At 69.5% G+C, this 22,151-nt stretch carries 26 protein-coding genes and 1 pseudogene; 4 read left to right on the plus strand and 23 right to left on the minus strand.

What is annotated here, in order from left to right; all coding sequences use genetic code 11:
- Positions 1–9 precede the first annotated feature (9 nt).
- Both KME78_RS11475 and KME78_RS11480 read right to left on the minus strand, forming a co-directional pair.
- Entirely contained in the window at positions 10–378 is a 369-nt protein-coding gene (locus KME78_RS11475) for a nuclear transport factor 2 family protein (protein ID WP_219528814.1), read from the minus strand.
- Positions 379–425: 47 nt separating this feature from the next.
- Positions 426–1,424, minus strand: a complete 999-nt coding sequence (locus KME78_RS11480) for a zinc-dependent alcohol dehydrogenase family protein (protein ID WP_219528815.1) — start codon at positions 1,422–1,424, stop codon at positions 426–428.
- A gap of 130 nt (positions 1,425–1,554) precedes the next feature.
- Here KME78_RS11480 and KME78_RS11485 point away from each other — a divergent pair, with 130 nt between their 5' ends.
- Positions 1,555–2,280, plus strand: a complete 726-nt coding sequence (locus tag KME78_RS11485; RefSeq protein WP_308126899.1) for a TetR/AcrR family transcriptional regulator — start codon at positions 1,555–1,557, stop codon at positions 2,278–2,280.
- A 3-nt stretch (positions 2,281–2,283) separates the two neighbouring features.
- Here KME78_RS11485 and KME78_RS64135 read toward each other — a convergent pair whose 3' ends face one another.
- The 11 genes and pseudogenes from KME78_RS64135 to KME78_RS11535 form a co-directional block, all read right to left on the minus strand.
- Positions 2,284–2,517, minus strand: a complete 234-nt coding sequence (locus KME78_RS64135; protein ID WP_246650918.1) for a sigma factor — start codon at positions 2,515–2,517, stop codon at positions 2,284–2,286.
- Entirely contained in the window at positions 2,514–2,786 is a 273-nt protein-coding gene (locus KME78_RS11495) for a YciI family protein (RefSeq protein ID WP_219528816.1), read from the minus strand. The genes KME78_RS64135 and KME78_RS11495 overlap by 4 nt, the downstream gene beginning before the upstream one ends.
- 85 nt (positions 2,787–2,871) lie before the next feature.
- Positions 2,872–3,645 (minus strand): hypothetical protein, encoded by a 774-nt coding sequence (locus tag KME78_RS11500; RefSeq protein WP_219528817.1) that lies wholly within the window; start codon positions 3,643–3,645, stop codon positions 2,872–2,874.
- Positions 3,642–4,469, minus strand: coding sequence for a hypothetical protein (locus KME78_RS11505; protein ID WP_219528818.1), 828 nt, complete (start codon positions 4,467–4,469; stop codon positions 3,642–3,644). Before KME78_RS11505 ends, KME78_RS11500 begins: the two co-directional genes overlap by 4 nt.
- 515 nt (positions 4,470–4,984) lie before the next feature.
- Positions 4,985–5,653: an AAA family ATPase gene (locus KME78_RS11510; RefSeq protein ID WP_219528819.1), complete on the minus strand. Its 669-nt coding sequence runs from the start codon at positions 5,651–5,653 to the stop codon at positions 4,985–4,987.
- Positions 5,654–5,756: 103 nt separating this feature from the next.
- The gene (locus KME78_RS11515) at positions 5,757–6,431 is read right to left on the minus strand and encodes a Mu transposase C-terminal domain-containing protein (RefSeq protein WP_219528820.1); all 675 of its coding nucleotides are present in this window, start codon (positions 6,429–6,431) and stop codon (positions 5,757–5,759) included.
- Positions 6,432–6,588: 157 nt separating this feature from the next.
- Positions 6,589–6,837 (minus strand): annotated as a pseudogene (locus KME78_RS68515) (transposase); the annotation flags it as partial.
- Positions 6,838–6,839: 2 nt separating this feature from the next.
- Positions 6,840–7,202: a hypothetical protein gene (locus KME78_RS11520; protein WP_219528821.1), complete on the minus strand. Its 363-nt coding sequence runs from the start codon at positions 7,200–7,202 to the stop codon at positions 6,840–6,842.
- A 179-nt stretch (positions 7,203–7,381) separates the two neighbouring features.
- On the minus strand, positions 7,382–7,849 hold the full coding sequence (locus tag KME78_RS11525; protein ID WP_246650966.1) for a recombinase family protein: 468 nt from the start codon (positions 7,847–7,849) through the stop codon (positions 7,382–7,384).
- A 297-nt stretch (positions 7,850–8,146) separates the two neighbouring features.
- A complete protein-coding gene (locus KME78_RS11530) occupies positions 8,147–8,530 on the minus strand; it encodes a nuclear transport factor 2 family protein (RefSeq protein ID WP_219528822.1) in 384 nt (127 codons plus the stop codon).
- A 55-nt stretch (positions 8,531–8,585) separates the two neighbouring features.
- Positions 8,586–9,335, minus strand: a complete 750-nt coding sequence (locus KME78_RS11535) for an SDR family oxidoreductase (protein ID WP_219528823.1) — start codon at positions 9,333–9,335, stop codon at positions 8,586–8,588.
- Positions 9,336–9,539: 204 nt separating this feature from the next.
- Here KME78_RS11535 and KME78_RS11540 point away from each other — a divergent pair, with 204 nt between their 5' ends.
- On the plus strand, positions 9,540–10,388 hold the full coding sequence (locus tag KME78_RS11540) for a helix-turn-helix transcriptional regulator (protein ID WP_219528824.1): 849 nt from the start codon (positions 9,540–9,542) through the stop codon (positions 10,386–10,388).
- Between the two features lie 403 nt (positions 10,389–10,791).
- On the opposite strand, the gene KME78_RS11545 is transcribed toward KME78_RS11540, so the two are convergent.
- Positions 10,792–11,373 carry a TetR/AcrR family transcriptional regulator gene (locus KME78_RS11545; RefSeq protein ID WP_219528825.1) on the minus strand — a complete coding sequence of 194 codons (582 nt, stop codon included), beginning with the start codon at positions 11,371–11,373 and terminating at the stop codon, positions 10,792–10,794.
- Positions 11,374–11,485: 112 nt separating this feature from the next.
- On the opposite strand from KME78_RS11545, the gene KME78_RS64140 reads away from it, so the two are divergent.
- Positions 11,486–12,322 (plus strand): GNAT family N-acetyltransferase, encoded by an 837-nt coding sequence (locus tag KME78_RS64140; protein WP_219528826.1) that lies wholly within the window; start codon positions 11,486–11,488, stop codon positions 12,320–12,322.
- A 110-nt stretch (positions 12,323–12,432) separates the two neighbouring features.
- On the plus strand, positions 12,433–12,909 hold the full coding sequence (locus KME78_RS11555; protein WP_308126900.1) for a GNAT family N-acetyltransferase: 477 nt from the start codon (positions 12,433–12,435) through the stop codon (positions 12,907–12,909).
- 3 nt (positions 12,910–12,912) lie between these two features.
- On the opposite strand, the gene KME78_RS11560 is transcribed toward KME78_RS11555, so the two are convergent.
- Genes KME78_RS11560 through KME78_RS11600 form a run of 9 tightly spaced genes read right to left on the minus strand, consistent with a single transcriptional unit; the run spans position 12,913 to position 21,866 of the window.
- The gene (locus tag KME78_RS11560) at positions 12,913–13,647 is read right to left on the minus strand and encodes an SDR family NAD(P)-dependent oxidoreductase (protein ID WP_246650969.1); all 735 of its coding nucleotides are present in this window, start codon (positions 13,645–13,647) and stop codon (positions 12,913–12,915) included.
- A gap of 7 nt (positions 13,648–13,654) precedes the next feature.
- Positions 13,655–14,911, minus strand: a complete 1,257-nt coding sequence (locus tag KME78_RS11565) for a sialidase family protein (RefSeq protein ID WP_219528828.1) — start codon at positions 14,909–14,911, stop codon at positions 13,655–13,657.
- Complete coding sequence (locus tag KME78_RS11570) at positions 14,908–15,690, minus strand: HpcH/HpaI aldolase family protein (protein ID WP_219528829.1); 783 nt, start codon at positions 15,688–15,690, stop codon at positions 14,908–14,910. The genes KME78_RS11565 and KME78_RS11570 overlap by 4 nt, the downstream gene beginning before the upstream one ends.
- 28 nt (positions 15,691–15,718) lie before the next feature.
- The gene (locus tag KME78_RS11575) at positions 15,719–16,708 is read right to left on the minus strand and encodes an aldo/keto reductase (protein WP_219528830.1); all 990 of its coding nucleotides are present in this window, start codon (positions 16,706–16,708) and stop codon (positions 15,719–15,721) included.
- Positions 16,705–17,568, minus strand: a complete 864-nt coding sequence (locus KME78_RS11580) for an ATP-binding cassette domain-containing protein (RefSeq protein ID WP_219528831.1) — start codon at positions 17,566–17,568, stop codon at positions 16,705–16,707. Before KME78_RS11580 ends, KME78_RS11575 begins: the two co-directional genes overlap by 4 nt.
- The gene (locus KME78_RS11585; RefSeq protein ID WP_219528832.1) at positions 17,565–18,461 is read right to left on the minus strand and encodes an ABC transporter ATP-binding protein; all 897 of its coding nucleotides are present in this window, start codon (positions 18,459–18,461) and stop codon (positions 17,565–17,567) included. Before KME78_RS11585 ends, KME78_RS11580 begins: the two co-directional genes overlap by 4 nt.
- Positions 18,462–18,468: 7 nt before the next feature.
- Positions 18,469–19,404: an ABC transporter permease gene (locus tag KME78_RS11590; protein WP_219528833.1), complete on the minus strand. Its 936-nt coding sequence runs from the start codon at positions 19,402–19,404 to the stop codon at positions 18,469–18,471.
- Complete coding sequence (locus KME78_RS11595) at positions 19,401–20,336, minus strand: ABC transporter permease (protein ID WP_219528834.1); 936 nt, start codon at positions 20,334–20,336, stop codon at positions 19,401–19,403. The genes KME78_RS11590 and KME78_RS11595 overlap by 4 nt, the downstream gene beginning before the upstream one ends.
- A 3-nt stretch (positions 20,337–20,339) precedes the next feature.
- Positions 20,340–21,866, minus strand: a complete 1,527-nt coding sequence (locus KME78_RS11600; protein ID WP_219528835.1) for an ABC transporter substrate-binding protein — start codon at positions 21,864–21,866, stop codon at positions 20,340–20,342.
- Positions 21,867–22,151 lie beyond the last annotated feature (285 nt).

Here is a 22,151-nt window from a genome sequence, read left to right on the forward strand (position 1 = left end):
CCGGACAGGTCAGCCGTTGGCGGCGTCGAAGAAGGCGTAGAGGTGGCGGATGCGCCCGTCGGCGAAGACGGCGACGTCGGAGCCGGTCGCGGCGGGGGCATCGGCTTCGGGGGCGCCGAACCGCCAGAAGAAGCGGGCCTGGTGATGGTGCGTGTCGACCGGGGCGGCCAGGCTGAACCGGAAACCGGGCGGGATCCGCTGCTGCAGGTCGGCGAACGCCGCATCCAGCGCGTCATGTCCTTCGACGGCGATCTCCGGATCGGTGTAGGTGCAGTCGGGGGTGAGGATCTTCTCGATGGTGGCGCGACGGCGGGCGGCGTCGGTGTCGTTGATGGCGTCGATGAAGTGGCCGATGAGGTCGGCGTAGGCGGGGCTCATCAGGTGGCTTCCTTTCGTGGCGGTCAGTGCTGGACGGTTCCTGGCGGTCAGTGCTGGACGGTGATGACGATCTTGCCTACCTGGGTGTTGGACTCCATGTGGTGGTGGGCTTCGACGATGTCGGTCAGGTCGAAGGTGCGGTCGATCACCGGGGTGAGTGCTCCGGCGCGCAGGCCGTTGGTGATGAACGCCTCGGCTCGGCGGGTGCGCTCAATGTCGGCGAACAGGTGGAAAATTGCGTAGCCGTAGACGTTGATCGGCCACCACATCGGCAGTGGGGTGGGCCGTCCGTCCAGCGAGCCGTAGACGATCAGCATGCCGTCCGGGGCCACCGCCTGGGCGAGATCGGGCAGGCCGGGACCGGCGACGCCGTCGAAGACCAGGCGTGCGCCCCGGTCGCCCGTGAGCGCGTGCACCTGCTTGACCACATCCCCGTCGTCGGTGGCGATCACATGTGCGGCGCCCGCCCGCAGGAGCCGGTCGGTCTTGGCGTCGGTCCTGGTCACCGCGATGGGCGTGGCGCCCAGGTAGGCGGCGATCTGGATGGCCGCCAGACCGACGCTGCTGGAGGCGGCCGTGACGACCACGGGATCGCCGGGTTGCAGCCGCCCGACTTCGACCAGCGCGCCGTAGGAGGTAAAGGCGGGCACCCAGATGGCCGCGCCGGTCACGGCGTCCATGTGATCCGGGCGGCGGATCAGCCGCCGCGCCGCCACGATGGCCCGATCGGCGTAGATGCCATGGATGGACATCCCCTCGTCGTTCGGCTTGGCCACGATGCTGACCGCGTCTCCGACGGCGACATCCGCCACGTCCGGTCCGACGGCCTCCACGACACCGGCGGCCTCGGTGCCCAGGCGCGAGGCGGGCAATACCGCGTCGTAGTAGTAGCGGCCCGTACGCAGGAACGCCTCGCCTCGGTTGAGGCCGAACGCGTCGATGCGCACCCGCACCTCACCGGGACCGGGCTCACCGATCTCCACGTCTGCGAGGTAGAGCACCTCGGGGCCGCCGAGCTCGTCGAACAGCACTGTCCTGGCTTTCATCAGGCAAATCCCCTCTAACTACTGTTTCGGTCACCGCTGACACCCCTCAGTGGGTGTTCGCCGTTCAAAGAAAGAACGCCGTTCAGACTTTGTGCGCCGTACTCTAACGTAGCGCTGTAAGCTGTCAAGCGTGCAAGAGCAGACAGTGGGCCGACGGGCACGGTTGCGGGCGCAGACCACCGCGGAGATCAAAGCCATCGCGCTAAAGCACCTGACAGAGGGCGGCCCCGACGCGGTCTCACTACGGGCGATCGGCCGCGAGATGGGCATGAGCGGCAGCGCCATCTACAGCTACTTCGACACCCGGGACGCGTTGATCACCACCTTGATCAACGACATCTACACCTCGCTGCTGGATCAGGTGGAGACGGCACGCGACACCGTCGCCCCCGACGACATCGCCGGCCGGATCCTGGCCTGGGGGCAGGGTGTGCGCGCCTGGTCCCTGGCCAACCCCGAAGGCTTTCGCCTCATTTACGGCGATCCGGTGGCCGGCTACCACGCGCCCGCCGGCGGGCCGGCCCCTGAGGCCGCCAAACGCGCCTGCCTGGGACTCACCGAACTCGCCGCTGCCGCCTGGCCGTACGCGAGAGCCACCCAGACATCCACCGACCACCAGTGGTCGGACTTCTCCCCCGGCCTGGTCGAAACCGTCCGCGAGCATTTCCCCGACCTGCCCCCGGCCGCCGTCGCCCTCGCGCTGCGCATGTGGGGTCGCATGCACGGCCTGATCTCCCTGGAGGTCTACGGCCACCTCGGTACGCAGACCGGCGATCCCGCTAAGCTCTACCACGCCGAACTGCTCGACCTGATCAGATCGCTGGAGCTGCCGCCGACGACTTCGACCACTACCTGATCTTCACGGCCGACGGCCGGGACCGCGAGGCGGCCGAGCCGGTGTGGGATCGGTGAGGAACTCCCGCAGGGCCGGGGCCAGCGCCCGCGGGTCACGTCGTGCGTCTGGCCCGCCAGTGTGCGATGCCAACCGCCACGCGCCCGGCCGCCGTGGTACCCCGTCGCGCGGCCAGCGTTCCAGCGCGGCCGCGAACGCGTCCTGCGTGCAGTCCTCGGCCAGCTCCCAGTCACCGGTCATCCGGATGAGCGTGGCGAGATGACCTGCTGTCCCACGCGCGCCCACGGATGGGCGGCGGCCAGCTCGATGGCCTCGTCGAGGTCGGCGCAGTCGATCACGCTGAACCCGCCGATCTGATCCTTGGTCTCGGCGAACGGCCCGTCGGTCAGCAGCACCTCGTCACGCCGTACGCGCAACGTGGCTGAGTCGCTGTTGGGCCGCCGTCCCGTCGCGCCCCGCAGGATTCCGCGGCGCTTCATGTCCTCGATCCAGCCGCCGCAGCCGACCATGTCCGGATCATGGCCGGCGACCTGCCAAGTGCCACGAGAGTGTCAGTGAGTTTCTGCCATGAGAATGTCAGTGATGCCGGTCATGTCACGTCTCTGGGTCAAGCAGCAGGGTGTCATGGAGATCGATGGGGATGTTCAGGCTGAAGGCGACCTCGGGAATGAGCGTGATCGCGGTGGGTTGGCCGTTGGCATCGATACGGCAGGTGATGTAGCCGGCGGCGATGGCGGCGTCCAGCAGTTCGGGATTGCGGATCAGCACCTCGCGGATGCGCCGGCGGTCACAGTACCCGGCGCGGTAGGCGATGAGGGCCATCCCGGTCATGGGGCCTTGTTGCTGGTAGGCGAGCTGCTGAAGCCGTGTGCGGGCATCGGGGTCGAGGACGTCGGACGGGACGATGAGCCGTTGGGCGCGGTCGTCACCGGCGATGAGACGAAGGCTCTGGTGCCCCGGGAGCCGCTGGGCGAGGTGGTTCGTGGCCGCCTGGGCGCGTTCGAGTGGCCAGTCCAGAATGTGAGCGATCTGGTCCAGGCGCAGTGGCTGGCCGAGAGCCAGGGCGAGGACGGCGTGAACGCGGTCGGTGTCGCTGGGAGAGTCCACGGTGGGTGCGGGGCTGGTCGGGTCGGTGCGGTCGTCGGGGCGGGTGTCGACGGGTTGGAGCCAGTCGGGCCAGGGCAGGTTGAGGTGGCTGGCCATGGCCCGGATCGCTCGTACGGGCAGCTCGTCGAGGTCGGCGGCGGTGATGAACTGGCGGATGCGGTGAACGGGTAAGCCGAGCAGGTCGGCGAGCTGCTCGCCGGTCATGCCGTGGTTTCGGGCCCGGCGCAGGAGCCAGGTTCCGAGCGGCTCGGGCTGGTTCATGTCCATACGGGGGTGCTCAGGTCCAGGGCGTGTGCGTCGCCGACGAGGTTGCGCAGGGCCAGGCGGCGTTGCCTCATCCAGAGGGTTCCGTGCCCGGCGGGGGGCTCAGCGTCGATGGGGCGGGCGTCGCCGGAGGCGGTGGTGGCTGCCAGGGCTCGTTCGGCCAGGACGCGCAGATCTTGGTGCGGTTTGGTGACGCCGAAGAACGGGTCGGTTGACCGGGCGCCCTGCAGGTGGCGGAAGGCGAGGTGGGCCAGCAGCGCGGGCCGGGCGAGGTAGGGGACGGGCAGGGACTCGCCGTTGATCTTCAAGGTGGTTGCGGTGGCGGTGAGGTCGTCCATGGTCAGCTCGGTGGGGTGCCAGTACCGTTCGCGGTCTCGCCGGTCGAAGGGGAACAGCAGGTAGAGGGTCGCGGCGGCGGCCTGCGTGGTGGAGATGACCCGGTTGATGGCCGCGACCGCGACGGGGCTCAGGCGGTGGCCCAGCCCGGGCTCGCCGGGCCAGGCCTGGTGGTGCAGCAGCAGCCCGTCGCGCAGGAAGGCCGCCTGGGTGGCGCGCAGCCGGACCAGGGCTTCGCCGGCGGTGGCGGACCGGTAGAGGCGGGCGGCCAGGTGCAGGCTGAGCGGTAGCGCGAGCTGGGTGGGTGCCTGATGGACCTCTCCGATTCTGCGGTGGCTGCTCAGCCAGGCGCGAGCATCGGTGAAGGTGCGCAGCCACAGCTGGTCGACCCGGTCGGCGGTGCTGCGGTCCAGGGAGCGGACGCAGGCGGCGCGGAAGGTCAGGAAATTGTCGGTGGGCAGGTCGTTGGAGATGAGGTCGCTCACGGCCGACGCGATGGCGGTAGAAGGTGGTCTGGGGGCGCAGCCGGTCCAACTCCTGAGGCCCGAAGACGGTGACCCGGGAATCGGCCTCGCCGTGCATGGCGGTGATCACCGAGCTGGCGGTGGTGCGGGAGGCATCGATAAGCCACAACCTGGTGCGGTTCGCACGGGGCAGGCCGATCAGCTCGCGCAGGTAGGGAGTGAACTGCGGGGGCACGGTGTGGGCGCGGTCGACGACCAGGTGAGATAGCCGGTAGCCGGTGACCCAGGCCAGGGTCTGCTCCCAAGGACGCAGCGGGGCCGGCAGCCGGGCGGGCAGCGACTTGCCGAGCCCTTCCAGGACACAGAACAGGAAGTCCTTCGTCGAGCTGCTGTAGGGGACGGGGCGCAGCACCACGATGCCGTGGTCGGGGTCGCCCAGCTGGCGGAGCCGCTGGTGGGTGGCGGGCAGGTCGCCGGGGTCGCGGATCACGGTGACCTGCACCGGTCCGGCGGCGGAGTGGTCGTCAGCGGGCAGGTCATCGGCGGGCAATGTCAGGGCCTCCGCCGTGCAGCGCGAACGCGTTGGTGACGATCTCCTCATCGATGACCGAGCGGCCGGTGCGCTGGGCGAGCAGGTGCGCGGTGGAGGAGAACGACGCCCAGTTACGCCAGATCCCGTGAGCGAACCGATCATCGATGTAGTGCAGCAGTTCGTCGTCGACCGCCTGGTAGATCGGGTGGTAGCCGCGGATCGCGTCGGGGACGATGTCGCGCTGCAGCGGAGTGATGGCCAGGCGCCGCCAGATGCGTGAGGCCAGCATCGGCTCGCGGGAGAGCACCTCCCAGCAGCCGTGCCCGCCGACGTACAGCAGCCCGAACCGGGTGTCGGGGTCGTCGTGCAGGTGCCGCAGCAGCTCGATCCCGTGCCCGGTCAGCCGTTGCGCCTCATCGACCACGATCAGCCGCGGGATGCGGGCCAGCTCGGCGATCAGCTCGCGGGTGAGGTGGAAACGGCTCTTGGACGAGCCTTGGCTGCCGGTCAGCGCCAGCAGCAGCGCGTCCACGATCTGGCGCAGCGTGGGCTGCGGGCTGAACGACACGGTGTACACGCTCGGCGCCTCCAGCCGTCCGGTGCCGGCGGCCAGTGCCTGGGCGCAGGTCCGCACGGCGAATGTCTTGCCGAGCCCGGCGTTGCCGTGGATCACCCGACCGCCCGGTGGGCGGTGATGTCGGTGACCACATGCCGGGCCAGCTGCAGCTGAGGGGTGGCGATGATCCGGGCGCCGGGCGGCCCGGCTTCGGGAGCCCTCACCATGGCCGTCCCTCCTCGCCCTGGTCCAGATGGGTCAGATGGGCCAGATCGACCGGCTCGATCGGGCCGATCGGCCCCAACCCCAGCAGGCTCACGCTGGATTCGGCCCACAGATCGGCCTGCGCCAGGGGAAGCCGGCCGGTGTCGGCCGCCGGGATGCGCCGGGCCGACTCGGCGCTCTCCTGGCTGGCCGACAGGGTCGCCAGCCGGCGGCGCCCGCGTTTCCGGGCTGCACTGCGCTGTGCGGCGGCCTGCTTCTCCTGGGCGCGGGCGGCGGCGTAGAACTGCTCTTCCTGCTCGCCGGTGAGCGCGTCACGCGGGTGGCAGGTGGCCAGGAACTCCCCGTTGAGGTAGACGTGGATCTGCCGGTCATCATGCGGCATGTACCGGATCACCACCTGCTGCCCGCGCCGTTCGCGGATCAGCCCGCCCGCATCGACCCAGGTCAGATTCCGGAAGCGGATCCCGCGCGGGCCGATGGTGCGCGGAGCGGCGGCCAGCAGCAGATGCCGCAGCTGCTGCTCGGGCACGTCGAAGATCGCGGTGACATCCTCGGCCCAGGCCTGCGCCGGCGTGCGGCCGTCCAGCTCGCTGTGGCGGTGCTCGGTGTTGTAGGACCGCACCCAGGCACTGAAGATCGACGCGAAGGTCTCCAGCCCCAGCGGGAGCACCGTCTCCTCCCCGGCCGCGGCTGCCTCGGCGTACGCCTCGCGTGCGCGCGCCCGGGCCGGCCAGCCGCCCGCTCGCCTCCCGGGCGGCGCCGGTGTAGCCGGGCAGCGTACACAGCAGCATCTGCTCGACGGTCAGGAACGCGCGCTCGATCTTGCCCTTCTTGTTGGGCTGATAGCCGGGCATCCGCCGACACTCGACGCCGAGCGCCCCGGTCGCCGCCTGCACGGACGCGGCGGCGAACTCCAGCCCCTGGTCCAGACGCAACAAGCTGGGGACGCCGTGCGCGGGCCCGGTGGCCGGATCCTGCAGCATGCCCATGCGTAACGCCGTCAGCACCGTGCCGGCGTGCGGGGTCAACGCGATCGCCCACCCGGTGATCAGGCGGGTGGCGTCGTCGAGAAACATCGTCACCCACGGGGTGACGGCCTTGCCGCGGGGCGGCAGCACCACGATGGGCAGGTTCTTGTGATCGCCCTCCCACACTGGTTGCGGAAAGTCGCCGGGCGCTGCAGGTAGACCAGCTTGGCCCGCCGGGCCCGCTCCCCGCCGCTCACCCCGGCCACGAACGCCGGCGTGAGTTCCTCGGTGAAGGCCCGGTATAACGAGCGCAGCGCCACCGGCGGCGCGCCCGCCCAGCCCTGCAGCAGGTCGGCGTCGATCGGCGCCCCGGCGGCCGTCGTACGCCCCGCGATCGCTGCCGTACGAGCCCGGTGCACCGCCGCGACGTTCCCGCCGAAGTCGGTGAACGCCGCGATGTCGGTCGGAGACAAGGTGAACCGCGGCCGCGGCCGCCGTGGGCGGCTCAGCCGACGCCACACCGTCCGCTCGGCCACGCCCAGCCGGGCCGCCGTCGCTTTGACCTCGGCTGTGACGGACTTTCCGTCATCGCTCAGCTGCCGCAGCCGATACAGCGCCGCCTCTCACTGCTCCGGGGTCGTCCGGCTCCCGCTCATGCGCTCTGCTGGGCTTTCACCCGATCCAGGACCCGGTAGACGGTCGCACGGCCGACGGTGAAGACCTCCATCAGGTCCGCGATGCTGTACTCGCCGGAGGCGTGCATGCGCACCAGTTCGGCCTGCTGGCGGACCGACAGTTTGGGCTGCTTGCCCTTGAGCCTGCCCTTGGAGCGGGCGATCGCCATGCCCTCACGCGTGCGCATCTTCAGCAGGTCGGCCTCGAACTCGGCGAAGACCGCCAGCATGTTGAAGAACATCTTCGACATGGGGTCGGCGGGATCGTAGATGCTTCCGCCGAGCGAGAGGCGAATGCCGCGATCGACGAGCGTGTCGCCGATGTCGCGGGCGTCGGGGACCGAGCGGGCGAGGCGGTCGAGTTTGGGGACGACCAAGGTGTCGCCGGCGCGTACGGCTGCCAGGGCCTGGTCAAGGCCGGGGCGGCTGCGGTTGGTTCCGGTCAGGCCTTGTCGAGGTAGATGCGGTCGTCGGCGACGCCGAGGGAAGCGAGGATCTCGCGCTGGGAGGTGAGGTCTTGCAGGACGGTCGAGCATCTGGCGTAGCCGATCAGTTCTCCCACCCGCCGATCGTACCGTTTAGCCCCCCATCACCGGACAGTTTCACGGACTACCTATCTGAGACGACGTCGCCGCAGGTCGCGTCGCCACCGACCGACGACGAGACGTGTCTCGTTGAGCGTTCCCCTTACGAACGCGGTTTGCCCGTCCGCAGCGGCACCTACTGCTTCAGGCAGAGGACCCCTATGGTCGGTTGAGGTGTATGGCCCGCCTGGAAATGCGCCAGCCGTCGGCAGCGCGCCGCAGTTCGTCGGTGTAGACGGCGCTGATGACGGTGCCGCCGTCCATGACGCCCAGGCCTTTGGACCGGACACGAGCCTCCTCGCCCGGCCCTTCCGACACGACGATGTTCGTCGTGTGATGAGCGCGCGCGTGCCCGTCGGAGCTCAGGACGGAAGTGATCGCCTCCAGCCCGGCGACCGGCTCGAAGCCGAAAGCGCTTGCGTCCCATACCGCGTCCTTTGTGAGGACTTCGCCGAGGCGGCCCCACTCGCGGTCGTCCATGATGTGGCCCCATAGGGCAAGGACCTGTGCTATTTCGACGGTGTCTTCGTTGGTGGGTTTCATGTCGGCCCTTTCGATCTCTGTGTCGCGGGAGGAAGCGAGTGGCTGCGGGCGTCGCTCAGACGCCGCTGAGCATGGCCAGGACGTCGTCGTAGGAGCCGTTGGCCTCCGCGTCGCGCACGAACCTGGCCCGCTCCACGACAAGTTCCTTCGCGTCGGGCTTCTCGCGCAGAAGGTCGAGGGTCTCGGTGAGGAAGTCCTCCAGCGGCATGGCGTTCGCGTCGTCCTGCCGGCCCAGCAGCGTCGTCCGCACGCCCGGCGGGGCCACCTCAATCACCTGGACGCCGGCGTTGGCGCCGACGAGTTGCACGCGCAGACTCTCGGAGAAGGAGTGCAGCGCGGCCTTGGTCGCGTTGTAGGTCGGGGTGATCGGCAGCGGTACGAACGCCAGCGCGGAGGTGACGTTCATGACGGCCGCGTCGTCCTTGCCCACCAGTAGCGGCAGGAAGGCGTACGTCATCCGGATCGTGCCGAGCAGGTTGATCGTGACGTGGTCCTCGGCGACCGGGAGACAGGCCGGGTCGAGAAGGTTCTCCCGCAGCATGATGCCGGCGTTGTTGATCAGGACGTTCAGCGCCGGGTGACCGGCCGTCACCGTTTCGGCGGCGCGGACGATCGACGCGGGGTCGGCGATGTCCAGGACGATCGATTCGATACCCGGGTGCTCGGTGGTGATCTGGTCGAGCAGTTCCTTGCGCCGACCGGCGACGATCACCTTGTTGCCGGCCTCATGCAGGCGCAGGGCCAGACCGAGCCCGATGCCCGACGTGCCGCCGGTGATCAGAATCGTGTTGCCGGTCATCTTCATGGGTGTTCTCTCCTTCGCTGCCGCGAGCCGGTGAGCGCCCGCAGCCCCTGACCGTAGGAGCGCCTGTGCGAGGGGCGGAAGAGGACGGCTTGTCCATGGATCGGCAATCCCTGCCGGTAACCTCGGGTTGCCGCTGGTCACACGCATGGAGGAGCTCAGCCAGGGATCGGCGGTCTCTGGATGGAAGCCAAGGAAGCGGCCACGATGAACGACATAGACAAGAAAGAGCTGGCGGATTTCCTGCGCCGGCGGCGTGAGACGCTGCGCCCCCGCGACGTTGGGCTGGTCGAGGGCCCGCGCAGGCGGACCCAGGGGCTGCGACGCGAGGAGGTCGCCGCTCTCGCCGGCATGTCCACCGACTACTACACCCGCCTGGAGCAGCAGCGCGGCCCGCAGCCCTCCATGCAGATCGCCACCGCCCTCGCCCGGGCGCTGCGGCTGACCCTGGACGAGCGCGACCACCTCTTCGGCCTCATCGGCCACAACGCCCCGGCCCGCATCCACCGTCTGGAACACGTCAGCCCGACCCTGATGCGGGTCCTGGACCGCCTGGACGACGCCCCGGCCCTAGTGCTGTCCGACATGGCCGACACCCTCGCGATGAACCCACTCGCCACCGCACTGATGGGCGACCAGACCCGCCACACCGGCCTGGCCCGCAGCGCCTATTACCGCTGGTTCACCGACCCAGCCGAGCGCCTGTACTACCCCGAAGAAGTCCACCCGCGCCACAGCCGCACCCAGGCGGCCCGCCTGCGGGCTGCGCTGACGACCGGCAGCGACACCCCTAGAGCCGCCCGGATCGTCGCCGAACTCCAGGAACGCAGCCCCGAGTTCGTCCGCGCGTGGGAACGGCAGGAGGTCGCCCAGCGCTACGACGAAAGCAAAACCATCCTCCACCCCGAACTCGGCCGTATCGACGTCGACTGCCAGGTCCTGTTCACCGAGAACCGCGCCCAGACCCTCATCGTGCTGACCACGCGCCCCGGCACGGAAAGCCACAGCAAGCTCGAACTGCTATCCGTCATAGGACACCAGCAGCTCACCCCCTGACCAGCCGCCACTTCAGGCGACGACTGCCAGCAACCCGCGCGTCGGTCTGCCTGGGGCACGCGAGAGCCGAGGCCGCAGAATCCCGTGAGTGGGGGGCCTTCAATGGCCGGCGCTGCCGATCACCTTGGCGGACGGCACCCTCTCTCTGGGCCGCTGCTGACACTTTCGTGGCGGAGCCACTGACATCCGGTGGCAATACCCACTGACACCCTCGTGGCACTTGGCAACACCCACCATCGACTCGAACACATTATCGCATGGTCGATGAGCCAGGAAGTGGAATACCGACGAGGCAGCCATGCGGTTGCCGCGATGCATGTCCACCTGGTCTTTGTCACCAAACACCGGCGAGGCGCGTTCAACAACGAGATGCTGCCAGCGGCCCGCGGGTGGCGGTGGCAGGCTAACGCCTGGGGCCTGGCAGGACGCGTTCGACCACGTCGGTGACCAGGTCGTGGATCTGGCTCTCGGGAAAGACGTCGGGCAGCGTGAGCCGTTCGAGGATCAGCCAGTTGAGCGCCAGGTAGAGCAGGACCACGGTGGTCGCGTCACCGGGCAGGCCGGACTGCGTGTGGTAGCTGATGTTGGCGTCGACGTCGGCGCGGATGCGCTCGGTGAGCAGGCGGCGCAGCTCCGGGCGGCGCGTGGACTCCAGCCGGAGTTCCAGCAGGGCCAGATAGCCGGAGCGGAAGTGGCTGACGCGCTCCACCAGGTCATGCATGAGCTCGGTGACCCGGTCGCGGTCGCGCGGCCCTTCCAGCGGGGCGGCCACCATCCCCGCCTCGGGCTCCAGCCGTTCGTAGAAGCGGTGGCCGACCTGGGTGAGCAGGTCGTCGCGGTTGTTGAAGTAGTTGGAGGCCGTGCCGTTGGGCACCTGCGCCTCGATGTCCACAGCCCGGAAGGTCAGCCCGCGCGCCCCCTCACGGGCCAGCACCTCGATGGCCGCGTCGAGGAGTGCCGCCCGTCGTGCCGGGTTCTGCCGCATCGAATCTCTCCCGAATCCAGAAATCAAACCACTCTAAGCATAGTACTATGTTGGACATACGTGAATTCCGTTCACCTGAATTCGAGAACGACGGCCGGATATAACGAGGAACGTGACTCGCATTCATCCGCCGATGGCGGATCCCGCGTGGTTCGTCGCCCGGCTTCACCCCGGCGACGAGCGGGGGGTGGCGGCGGCCGCCGCCGTCGTCAACGCCGCGCTCGGCCATGGCGTGCTCACCGTCGGCCGGCTCCTGCGGCACCTGCGCGATGACGAGACGGTCCAGCTCCTGGCGGCCTTCCCGCAGGGGTCGATGACGCCGGTGGGGGCGGCGCTGGCCCAGGTGGTCGACGACGAGGGATATCGCGCGTTCATCGCCCCGATGCCGGACGGGACCCTCTCCCCCGACCCGCCGTCCGCCGGCGGACGGCGGGTCGGCATTCTGAGCGCGATGGCCGTGGTGCCGTCGATGCGCCGTCGCGGCCTTGGCACCGCCCTCGCCGTCCAGCGCACGGCCTGGCTGAGGGAGCGGTGCACGGAGGCGTACGCCATGGTGTGGCTGCGTGACCGCCCGGGGTGCGGCGACGGTGTGCTGAAGGCGGCCGGGTGGGAGCCGGTGACCACCGTCCGCCGATACTGGGAACAGGCTTCGGTGGCGGGCGACTGCCACTGCCACCGGTGCGGCTCGCCCTGCCACTGCGACGGCCTGCTGATGCGCCTGCCCCACAGGCCGACCGGCGGCGGGAGTCTGTACTCAGGGCGTGAGCACGACGCGTCGGCCGGGGGCGACTGGGGTGTTCCACACCTGCTCGACCTGGTCCAGCGGCACGGGCAGGGGGTTTACGGCGAAGGTGCAGGAGGTGATCTCCTGGGCGATCTCCTGGGCGAGGGACGGCAGTTCGGCGACGATGCCGGCGGTGGCCATGACGGTCAGGTTCGCGGCGCGTAACAGGAACGAGGGCGGTGTGATGTCGATGCCCTACGATTACGCGGCGCGGGAGTATCTCGAAGAGAAAGACTGATCTTGTGGCAGAAGACTTCGCGATCTATCAAGCCTCCGTGGGTGATGGGGATGTGGTGGGCGAAATCCACGCGGAGTCCTGGAAGGCGGCCTACGTCGACTTCTTCGACCCGGCGTACTTCGCCGAAGCGGTACAAAGCCGACGCGGGAAGTGGCACAACATGCTCGCCACCAGGCAGGACACCCTCCTGCTCGCCGCGCTGGCCGGACGACCGCTGACCTTCTCCTACTTCGGTCCTTCGCCGGTCCGGCCAGGATGGGCCGAACTCTTCGGTTTCTACAACCACCCGGACGCGTGGGGCACCGGCAGCGCGGGCGCCCTGATGGTCGCCTCCCTGCGCAGGCTGCGCGAGGACGGCTTCGACGGGGTGCATCTGTGGACGCTGCGCGACACCCCCCAGTCACGCCGCTTCTACGCCAAGAACGGCTTCACCGAGTCGGGTGCGGGCCGCCGGCACGATTTCGGTGACGGCAACCCGATCGAGCAGGTCGAGTACGAGCTGACCCTCAGCTGACCCCTACCCGGACAGGGACGCGCCGCCGCACATCACCAGGTGCTGGCCGGTGACCGAGCCTCCTTCCGGTCCGAGGAGGAAGGCCGTCAGTCCCGCGACCTCCTCGGGCCTGATGAACCGGCCCAGCGGGGGAACCCGTGGCGGCGTGGTGGCACGTCCGGGATCCCGCAGCATGGGGGTGTCGGTCGGGCCGGGGGCGACCACGTTGACGGTGATGCCACGCGGCGCCAGTTCCATGGCCCAGGAACGCGACAAGCCCACGAGCGCGGCCTTGGTCGCCGCGTACTGGCTCTTGCCCGCCGCGCCCGTCATCGTGCGGCTTCCGATCAGTACGACGCGGCCACCTGGGCGGAGCGCGCCGGCGAGGGCGTTCACCAGAACGGTCGCGGCATCGACGTGGACCCGCCACATGAGGGCGCCGTCCTGTGCCGAGAGGTGTCCGAGCGGCGCGGAGCGTTGCAGGCCCGCCGCGTGCACGATGGCGTCGACGGCGCCCACCGCGGCTGATGCGTCGGCCAGTTGGTCGAGGTCGGTCAGATCCGCCTGGACCCACGAGTAGGCCGGGGTGTCCTGGCGCTGCTCCGGAGGGTGGGTGCGGCTCATCCCGGTGATTCTCCAGCCCTCGCGGAGCAGGCGTGTGGCGACGGCCCGGCCGATGCCGGAGCTGGCCCCGGTCACCACCGCGTGCCGCTGCTCGTCCGCGGTCTGTCCGGTGTGGCGGTCCGGCGTGGCGTCCATCGGCACGTCAGATGCCTTCGGTGCGGGCGGCCCACTCGGGTCGTACGCGGACGTACTTGATGACGCGGCGGTGGTAGGTGAAGGCGATGTGCAGGTCACCGTCGGCGGTTTCCTGGATGGACGGGTAGGAGAACTCCCGGTTGAGACCGTCGCGGGAGTTGTTGGTCAGGCAGTAGCCGTCTCCCACCTCGAGATCGCGGCGGATCGGCCAGGTGCGCCCTCCATCGCCGGACAGCGCGAGCGTCATGGGGGCACGCGGAGCACCCCAGAACGCGGTTCGCTCATCGCGCCCGACGGGTGCCGGCACCTCCCCGGCGGGTCCGGCCGGCCCGTCGCCGGCCGGACCCGCCGGGGTCTCGGCGAGGCCGTCATCGTCGATCTCGTCGTACAGGGACACCCGGCGCTCGGTGGCGTCGGCCGCGCTGCTGGCGTTGAACACCAGCGCCAGCCGACCGTCACGCAGCGTGACGTATTGGACGGAGGAATTGTTGTTGGGCAGTTCGGTGGGGCCGGGAGCGCTCCAGGTAGCGCCCTCGTCTTCTGACCGGCTCGCGTAGATCGAATCCGCCCAGCGACTGCGGAACAGCGCGAGCAGCGTGCCGTCGGCCAGGAGGTGGACGTTCATGTGGACGCAGCCGGTGCTCTCCGGAACGGGCTGTTCGCGCCAGGTTCGTCCCTCGTCGTCGGAGATCATGAGGGAGCTGGTGTCACGGTCGCCGACCCAGCGCTTGCCCGGTGTGGTGACGCAGTTGAAGACGGGTAGCAGCCACCGGCCGGACGGCAGCACGAGCACGGGCTGCCGGACGAAGACCCCGCCGCGGCTCGTGGCGGGAAAAAGGGTCTGCACAGGTCCCCAGGTGTGACCGTCGTCTCGCGAGATGCGGCGGCGAACTTCGGCCGTGTCCTGGTTACCGGCATGCTGGGCGGTGTACAGCAGCCACAGCTCGCCGGCGGGAGTGGGGAACAGGACCGGGTTCTGCTCGGAACGCGTCAGGTCGTCGGACAGCCGCGTGGGAGTGGACCAGGTGTCCGCGCCCTTCTCCAGCCGGGAGAACCACACCGAGATGTCCGAGACGCCTTCCTGCGTACCGCCGAACCACACGCAGCCGAGATCGCCGTTGCGTAGCGCCATGATGTTGGCGGCGTGGTTCTGCACGGCGGGCGCGATCAGGTACGCCTCGTGGCGATCCGGGTCGTCGTCGCGGACGCGGATCAGGCCGTCCACGGGCAGCTGGCCGGAAACGGGCGTCTGGGGCTGACTCACTGTTCTCCTTGGCGGAACTGGTCTCGGGCGTCGGTCAGGTGGGACTTGGCGACCTGTTCGAGGTGGACGAGGTCTGAGGCGACGCTGGCGAAGGTGTATCCCTCGGCCAGGCGCTTGGCGGCGGTCCCGCCGTCGGGTGTGTGGATGCCGGCGGCGACACCGGCGGACCTGGCGGCTTCGCGCACCGTGACCAGCGCGTCCTCGAACTGGGAAGCGATCGCCGGGTCGCCGGGGAAGGCGCCGCCCAGGGCCAGACACAGATCGGACGGGCCGACGTAGACGCCGTCCAGGCCGGGGGTGGCGCAGATCGCCTCGACGTCGGCCAGCCCCTGTGCCGTCTCGATCATGGCGAGGACCAGCACGGTGGCGTCGCTGTCCGCGGGGCGCGGCCCGATGCGGAGCGCCGAGCGCATCGGCCCGTACGAGCGGCGCCCTTTCGGCGGATAGCGGGTCGCGGAGACGGCCGCGGCGGCATCGTCGGCGGTGTCGATGAGCGGCACGATGACACCCGCGGCGCCCGCGTCGAGGGCCCGGCCGATGGGGCTGGGGTCGTTCGCCTCGACTCTGACCAGGCCCGCGGACACGCCGCCCGCGTCGATCGCGGTAAGGCCGCTCAGCAGCCCCGAGTAGCCCAGCAGTCCGTGCTGGGCGTCCAGGCACACGTAGTCGTAACCGAGGCGCGCGATGCGCTCGGTGGACACCGGCGAATCGAGCACGGACCAGTAGCCCAGTGCGGGCTCCCGGGCCCGGATCCTGGCGGTGACGTCGATGATGCTCACGGCTGGCCTTCTCCTCGGTGGTCGGCTCTCATCGGTTGTAGGCGGGCATGGGGCCGCGCAGCGCCGCGCCCACGCGGTCGCAGGCTGCCACGACGTCCTCGGGAAGCGCCCCGGCCGCGGCGATCGCGATGTTCGCGCGGAGGTGTTCGACCTTGGAACCGCCGAGCAGGATGGCCCCCACGCCGTCGCGATGGCCCAGCCACCGCAGAGACAGCTCGACGAGGGAGATGCCCGACTGCGCGGCGATCTCGCCAAGGGCGGTGACGGCCTCGAACAGCGCCGGGTTCCAGTACCGCTGCCGGTACATGGGGGCGAGCGTGGAGTCGCCGAAGCGGCCGGCGGCGGGGTCCTGCTCGAAGGTGTGCCGCCCGGTGAGCAGGCCCCCGCCGAGCGGGTTGTAGACCATGGTCGTCAGGCCGGTGCTCCGCGCGAACTCCAGATATTCCTCCTCGACCCTGCGGGCCAGCAGGTTGTAGAGCTGCTGGGCGACGACCGGCCGCGGCGCGCCGACGGCGTCGGCGGTGTGGTTGATCTCGGCGATCTGCCAGGCCGCGTAGTTGGAGACGCCGAGTGCGCCGATCTTGCCCTCGGCGACGAACTCGGCGATGGCGCCGAGCGTCTCGGCCGGCGGCGTGCGGCGGTCGGGCTGGTGCAGGTAGAACAGGTCGACGTGGTCGGCCCGCAGGCGGCGCAGACTGCCTTCGAGGCTCGCCCGCAATCCCTTGGCGGACAACGGCGCGTGATCGCCGGCGTCCGGATGGGGCATACCGGCCTTGGTCGCGAGGACGACCCGGTCGCGCCGGGTGGCGAGCAGCGGCCCCAGGATGGACTCGGTCGCGCCGCCCGCGTAGACGTTCGCGGTGTCCACCCCGGTGACGCCGGCGTCGAGCGCCACGTCCAGCATGCGCGCGGCCACTTTCGCGTCGGCCGTGTCGCCGAACGTCATGGTGCCCAGCACCAGGCGGGACAGCCCGATGGGCGCCCCGGACGGTGTCGCCGCTGGTACGGAAGGTGTCATCGGTCGGTTCCTCGCTCAACGGTTGTGCCGGGGGACTGCGTGGTGGACGGGCCGCACACCAGATTGCGCGGCTTGCGCCCGCGCATCGTGGCCGGGTCCAGCGCGGCCCTGCGGAGGGCGCGGGTGTACGGGTGGGCCGGTGCGGCCAGCACCTTCCGGGTCGGACCGGACTCGACCAGGCGCCCTTTGCTCATCACGACGATGTTCTCGCTGATCTCCCTGACCACACCGAGGTTGTGGGAGATCACGACATAGGTGAGGCCGGTCTCGGCCTGGATCGTCATGAGCAGGGCGAGGACCTGAGCCTGAACGGACACATCCAGCGCGCTCGTCGCCTCGTCGCAGACCAGCAGGTCGGGATCGGAGGCCAGGGCCCTGGCGATGCCGATGCGCTGGCGCTGCCCGCCGGAGAACTCCGGCGGGCGCCGCTCCAGGGCCGTAGCGGGCAGGCCTACCTGGTCGATGAGCCTGGCCGCCTCCTTGGCCCGTGCGCGCCTGTCGCGCATTCCGCGCACCCGCAGCGGTTCCGCGACGATCTCCTCCGCCGACAGGTGCGGGTCGAGCGATCCGTACGGGTCCTGGAAGATCATCTGGATCCCGCTGCGCATCGGGCGCAGCTGTTTCTCACTCAGCCGGGCGATGTCGGTGCCGTCCACCACGATGCGGCCCGCGGTGGGCTTGACCAGCCGGACGATCGACCGGGCGATCGTGGACTTGCCGCAGCCCGACTCCCCCACGATGGCCAGGGTGCCGCCCCGCCGTACGGTGAAGCTGACGTCGTCGACCGCGCGGAACACGCCGTGGGCGACGGGATAGTCCACGACGAGGCCGTCGACCTCGAGGAACGCGTCGTCGGTCATCGGGATTCTCCCAGCGCTATCGGGTCGGCGGGCGACCCGTCGTCGGCGGGCACGTCCGGGGACTCGCCGTCTTCGTCCCAGGGGCCGAGCCGTGGGACCGCCGTCAGCAACTTCCTGGTGTACGGGTCGCCGGGTTCGTGGACGATCTGTTCGGCCTCGCCGGACTCGACGAATCTCCCGTCCTTCATGACATGGATGCGGTCCGAGACGAGCCGGGCCACACCGATGTCGTGAGTGATCATGAGAATGCCGATGCCGGTGTTCTCCTGTACTTCGAGCAGCAGGTCGAGGATGCCTGCCTGGACGGTGACGTCCAGGGCGGAGGTCGGTTCGTCGGCGACGAGCAGCACGGGCGACCCGGCGAGCGCGAGCGCGATGAGCACGCGCTGCAGCATGCCTCCGGACAGCTGATGCGGATACTTCCGGAGCTGGGACTCCGGATCGGGGATATGCATCCGGGCCAGCAGGGCGACGGACCGCGAGACGATTTCCGACCTGGACAGGTCGCGGTTGCACAGCCGCACGGCCTCACGGAGCTGCCGCCCGATGGTGTGGACCGGGCTGAGCGCCGTCATCGGATCCTGCGGGATGAGGGAGACGGTACGCCCGCGTACCTTGCGCACCGCGCGCGGGTCGGCGATGACGTCGACTCCCTGGAAGCGGGCTCTGCCGGAGAGGACCGCCAGCTCCGGAGGGAGCAGTCGCAGGATGCCCATGGCCGTGGTGGACTTGCCGGAGCCTGACTCGCCAATGATCGTCACGGTTTCGCCCTGGCGGATGAGGAAGCTCACGCCGTCGACGGCGCGGACGATGCCGGCTTCGGTGATCAGCTCGATCTGCAGGTCCTCGACCTCCAGCAGGGGACGATCGGCCTGGTCGAACTCGGCTGCCATGCTCGGCTCACCTTCCTTTCCGTCTGCGGACGCGATCCCTCAGCCCGTCTCCGAGCAGGTTGACCCCGACGACGAGCAGCACGATGACCAGTCCGGGCAGCGTGACCAGCCACCACGACGTCGTGATGTAGTCCTGGCCGTCGGAGATGATGCGGCCCCAGGTGGCGAACGGGCGCTGCGGACCGGCGCCCAGGTAGCTCAGCGCGCTCTCCAGCAGTACGGCCTGGGCCAGCAGCAGGAGGATCACGAGCGTGGCCTGCTTGACGACGTTGGGCAGCACGTGCCGGAGCAGGATGGTGATGCGGCGAAGGCCGAGCACCCGGGCCGCGGCCACATAGGGTTTCTCCCGCTCGACGAGCACCAGGGAACGGGTCAGGCGGGCCACCTCCGGCCACTGCGCGATCGCGATCACGAAGGTAATGACCGGAATGGAGGGGCCGAAGAGCGCGACGATCAACAGCAGCATCAACAGCAGAGGCAGCGAGAGCTGCGCTTCCAGCAGGCGGGAGACGATGGTGTCGACCCAGCCGCCGAAGAATCCGGCCGCGGCACCGGCGATGAGGCCGATGATGCCGGACACGACGATGGCCAGCACCCCGACGGTGAGCGAGACCTGGCCGCCGTGCAGGACCCGGGAGAGAAGATCCCTGCCGAGCTGGTCGGTTCCGAACAGGTGCCCGCCGGTCAGCGGTGGCAGACGGCGCAGGCTGAGGCTCTGCTCGTCCGGCCCGGGGATCGGCAGCACGCCGGCCAGGACGACGGGCACGACGACGAGGGCCACACACACCGAGCCGACCCATGTCTTCAGCCGCGCGCCCTTGCGGCGGAGGACCGCCGCGGATCGCGCGAGATCCTTGGCGGTCACCGCGCTGGGCCGTGCGGAGGGCTCCGGGGTCTCCCGGCCGCCGAAGCCGTCGGCGGGGCCGGCCTCCGTGGCGGTCATGAGGACACCGCCTTCCCGAGTCGTACCCGCGGGTCGAGCAGCGGGTAGGTGAGATCGATGAGGAGCTGGACGGCCACTGTCAGGATGGCCGTGACCAGGACGGTCGCCTGGATCAGCGGGTAGTCCCGGGTTTCCAGCGCACGGACGACGAGCGATCCGACACCCGGCCAGGCGAAGACGACCTCGACCACCACCACGCCGTTGAGCATGGCGGCGAACCGGGTGCCGAGCGCGGTCACCACCGGGACGGCCGAGTTGCCCATGGCGTAGCGCCAGGTCAGGCCGCGTTCGGAGATGCCGCGGGAGCGGGCGATCGTCAGATAGGGAGCCGCGAAGCCGGTCCCCATCTCCCGGCGCACCAAACGGGAGATCAACGCGATCTGCAGGATGCCGACCGTCACGGTCGGCAGCACCAGGCCGGCCCAACTGGTGAAACCGGATGCCGGGAGCACAGGGACGAGCACCGCGAAGACGGTCAGCAGCATGATGCCGCTCCAGAACTCCGGCATGGACTGACCGGCGATCATGGCCACGTTGGCCCCGAGCTCACGGGCGGTGTCGGCGTGCCGCGCCATCCAGACGCCGAGCGGGATGGCCACGACCGCGGCGAACAGGATGGAGGACACGGCGAGCATGACGGTGTACGGCATCCGGCTGAGGACGACGTCCAGGGCGGGGGCCTGGAAGGAGAAGGACGTGCCCAGGTTGCCGCCGAACAGGTCACGAACGAAGATTCCGTACTGCTGTATCAGCGGTTTGTCCAGGCCGAACTGGACACGGATGCGTTCGAGCTCCGCCGTGGTGGCCAGGGGGCTGGCGTAGGCGGCCGCCGGATCGCCTGGCGCCAGCCGTACGAGGACGAAGACCGTGGAGATGGTCAGGAAGATCGCCAGGAGGCTCTGCCCGACGCGTTGGGTGACGTAGCGGACCACGACTCATCCATTCAGCCGGACAGATGCCAGGTCGTAGGAGTTGGTGGGACTGAGCAGCACGTTCTGCACGCGCTTGCGCCGGGCGATGACGGTCTTGGGGACGAAGGCCCACATGCAGGGCCAGGTGTTCCAGATCTCCTTCTGGGCGGTGCTGAGGAGACCGTCCCGGGCCGTCTGGTCGGTTTCGCGGGAGGCCTTCTGGAGCAAGGTGGTGATCTTGGGGAACACGTAACCGTGGTAGGTGTCCCGGGTGGCCTCCTTTTCCGCCGTGCCGGCGAACATGCCCTGCAGCGGAGTCAGTGCCAGCCCGGTCGGGCCGGGGTAGCCGTTGCCGAGGACGTCCCAGTCGCCGCCCTTGCCCTGCCGCCACTTGGAGATGTCGCCGCCCGGCTGGAACTGCTGGAGCTCGGCCTGTACGCCGACCGCCTTGAGCATCTCCACCACGGCCTCCATGACGCTCGTGTCGTTGGCGAACTCCCCGGTCTCCCAGATGATCTTGATCTTGAGATCTTTCACGCCGGCGGCCTCGAGCATCTGCTTGGCCTTCTGCGGGTTGTAGACGTACTCGCCCGTCTGCACCGCCCCGGTCAGGGTGTCGGCCACCACGCCTCGGGCCTGGGTCACCGAATCGGCGAAGACGTCCTTGATCAGGGCGGGGCCGTTGATGGCGTAGCTGAGCGCCTCGCGCACGCGTACGTCGGCGAGTGGGTGCCCGGAGGGTTTGCGGAAGTTGTAGAAGAGCTGGGTGATGCGCGTGCTCGGCACCTGCTGTATCTCCACGTCGCCGATGCCGGAGAGCTGGCTGATCGCATCGGGGGAGATCGCGTCGATCACATCGACCTCGCCGCTGCGCAGGGCGACGACGCGGTTGGCCTCCTCCGGGAGGAACCTGACCTGTACGGTCTTGATCGCGGGCGCGGGGCCCCAGTACTTGTCGTTGACCTGCAGTGTGTACTCGCCGGTGCCCCGGTTCGCGGCGGTGACGACGTAGGGGCCCGATCCTATGCCGCCCTGGAGTTCCTCCGGTTTGTTGGCGGCGGCGGGGGTGATCAGGATGTTCGCCATCAGGTAGTCGAGTGTCGGCATCGGGTTCTCGGTCACGAGCTTGAAGGTGCTCGCGTCGACGGGGGTGACCGTCGGCCATTCGGGGAAGAGGCCGGCCAGGAACGATCCGGGGACCTTCTGGTACATCTGCAGGGCCGTGGAGACGTCTTCGACCTTGATCGGGCTGCCATCGGAGTAGTGGACGCCGTCGCGCAGCTTGACCGTCCACTCGGTGGGAGCCGTCAGCTTGAAGCTCTCGGCCAGAACGGGCTGCACGGTGAGCTTCGGATCGATGAAGGTCAGCGCCTGGCGGACGCCACGCTGGACGGTGACGGCGGCATCGAACTGGTTCAGCTTGTTGTCCAGAGACACGAGTGAGCGGTTGAGCGCCAGTGTGAGCCCCGGCCCGGCGGTGGAGCCGGCGCTGGCGCCCGTGCCAGTGGCGGGCCCCGGTCCCGCGCAGGCGGCGAGGGGGCCCAGTGTCATGGCCGCGCCTGTGAGAGCACCGAGACGGAGAAGACTTCGGCGGGAGTACTGGGGGCCGCTTCCGAGCTGGGTCACTGGGCTTCTCGCTTTCTGAACCGTCCGTAGCGGTGCGCTTCTCAGCGGGGGCCGCCTGCCAGGACCGGATGTTTCCCACGTCACAACGACGTTGCTGCACCATTACATGCATGCGCGCTTCGCGCAAGAGGCCTAGCGCAATTTGTGCAAGCTGTGACATCATCCAGTCGAGACGAGGGCTGCGCCAGCGTGCGCGCCTGGTTCTGAAGC

This window comes from Nonomuraea guangzhouensis, from assembly GCF_019396345.1.
In the GTDB taxonomy this organism is placed as follows: Bacteria; Actinomycetota; Actinomycetes; order Streptosporangiales; family Streptosporangiaceae; genus Nonomuraea; species Nonomuraea guangzhouensis.